Source organism: Borrelia persica No12 (assembly GCF_000500045.1).
GTDB lineage: Bacteria > Spirochaetota > Spirochaetia > Borreliales > Borreliaceae > Borrelia > Borrelia persica.
Genome location: NZ_AYOT01000178.1, coordinates 1 through 2,347 on the forward strand (window position 1 = coordinate 1; position 2,347 = coordinate 2,347).

Here is a 2,347-nt window from a genome sequence, read left to right on the forward strand (position 1 = left end):
ACTCTTAAATGTATCTTCACAAATGGTAACTTTCGTATTACTACCAAATTCTTTTGGATTGTCTCTAATACTTATCCATTTTTGTCTCATTTTACATACATTAGCTCGTGAAACACCAAGTTCCTTTGCTATTTCAGAATCGCTTAAACGACCTTCATTAAAATACATGGCATAATCTTCATATCCCCTTTTTATTTTACTCATATCCCTTTAACCTTCTTAGTTAACAATAAGTTAACAAAAATTAATTTTGTTTACATAAACTTTATAACAAAACATTAAACTTTACAAAAGAAGTAAATAATTACAAGTATATCTATACAGAACAAAATAACTAATCTATAATGAAAGTACTTACAAAAAAGGAGAATATTAATGCTTAAATATATAAATTATTTAATACTTTGTAGTTTATTACTGTTTTGTTGTTGTAAAGGGCATGAAAATATTAATCCACATACTACAAGAAACGCTTTACCAGAAACAATACCACTTAATACTGATGAAATGAAATGGAAACTTTTCAAAAATATCATCACCAATCAAGTTATCCCTCACCTAGAATATTGTAAAAAAGAAGCAGAGAAAAAATACGGAATTAACACAGATCCATACACAGAAATGCTTGCTATAAAAACAGGCTTAGAAAACTTCATGATTTGGATATCAAATAAACCTGAAAAACAAAAAGAATTAGCTAATGATTTTACTGAAATAAATAACTTCTTAGAAAACAAAAGAAAAAAATATGCACCTAATATATCCCTTGAACAATACATATCAGATGCTTTTAATGACAAAAATTCTCAAAATGAAAAGTATGGTATCTATAACATCAAACTTGATCATAATTTTTACTATAACACAATAATTTATTATTATACAGAAATATCAGATAGAACATATTACACCAGTTATGGTGGCCCTCTTAATGTTCAACAAATCATATTCAATGTTATTAAATCTCATTTAAAACCATCCTCTGAGCCATTTCAAAAACTGATAAAATGGAATCATTAGGAACAATATAAAATAACTATCAACTTAGTGAAACAAATAATAAATTTGTTTCACTAAGTGTAATTAATACAAAAAAGAAATTATTCAAAACATCTCAAATGAATAGCAAAAAGAGAGGAAAGAATAAATTAAAAGGCTGTAAAAAGTTAAGGAAGTTGACTTTGTGTTAACCGAAAGTAAAAGGAAAGTTAAGAGTGGAAAGATGGACTTTGTATGCTCTCATTGCAAAGTTACAATCTACGAAAATAGGAAATAGGATATTTGTAGAGCAAAAATATAAGTATTTGTTAAAGGTAACACAAAGAATACTAGATATCTTGTGCTACAATACTCAAAACCATACTTCTAGCTAATTACAACCAATCCTCACACCATATTTCAAGTACAATGAGAACCTTCAAAATTTGACTTAAACTATTAGTATTTGCTAACATATTATTTGACCATTTTATTTTTTTTAAAATGATTAGTTAATATATGAACTTGATGAATGATGCTAACTTAAATTTAGCTAATAAACTTAATAAAACTATTGAAGACCTAGTAAAAGAAAACGAAATATTACATAAAGAACTATCTATAATCAAAAGTCAAACAAAAAATAAATCCACTAAACCTAAATCTATTCCCATAAGATTTTATTTAAATGAAAAGACAATAAAACTAGTAAAAAGGTGCATAGAAAAACTTAAAATTTTAGATCCAATATCCGGATGGTTTGTTTACATACTATCAATAACTGGTTGTAGAGGAGTTGAGATACAAAATGTCAGACTTGCTGATATTTCAAAAGAAAAAAGCACTACTGGTGAAATATTTTATAGTCTTAAAATTAATGTTGCTAAGAAAAGAAGTAATATTTGCATTAGAGAAGTAGTTATCAGTGAAGATGAATTTAATTCTATTATGAAGATACATAATGATTATTTYATATCTAAAGACAAAGACACAAGACGTACTTATCTATTTCAAAAAAGCAAAAATAGATTTAAAGACAATAAAATTGACATAATAGAAATATCAAAACAATTTAAAGAATTACTCAAATCATCTGGATTTAAACACCGTAAATCTCTACATATTTGCCGAAACATATTTATTGCTTCTCTTAAATCCAAAGGATACAACTCATTCGAGATCAAAGAATTAATGAAATACGCCTCTACTTCTGAGATTGACAATGTTTATGGCTTATCTTCGGCTAGTAAAATACAAGCTTATAAGGATATTAAAAACAGTTTGAAATAATATCTATTTTTTTGCTAAATTAAGTTATATTAAGTATAATATTATTCAATTTGAATTTTTTTGTTGTTTTTTGTTATAT

At 25.7% G+C, this 2,347-nt stretch carries 3 protein-coding genes; 2 read left to right on the forward strand and 1 reads right to left on the reverse strand.

Translation table 11 applies throughout. From position 1 onward, the window contains the following. Positions 1-204 (reverse strand): DUF603 domain-containing protein (locus U881_RS0105950; protein WP_024653645.1); only part of this gene is annotated, 204 nt, incomplete at its 3' end. Between the two features lie 171 nt (positions 205-375). Between U881_RS0105950 and U881_RS0105955 the strand changes: the two genes are divergently transcribed. Both U881_RS0105955 and U881_RS0105960 read left to right on the forward strand, forming a co-directional pair. Continuing rightward, positions 376-1,020: an Mlp family lipoprotein gene (locus tag U881_RS0105955; protein ID WP_024653646.1), complete on the forward strand. Its 645-nt coding sequence runs from the start codon at positions 376-378 to the stop codon at positions 1,018-1,020. A 477-nt stretch (positions 1,021-1,497) separates the two neighbouring features. Then, positions 1,498-2,268 (forward strand): tyrosine-type recombinase/integrase, encoded by a 771-nt coding sequence (locus U881_RS0105960; RefSeq protein WP_024653647.1) that lies wholly within the window; start codon positions 1,498-1,500, stop codon positions 2,266-2,268. The last annotated feature ends 79 nt before the right edge of the window (positions 2,269-2,347 follow it).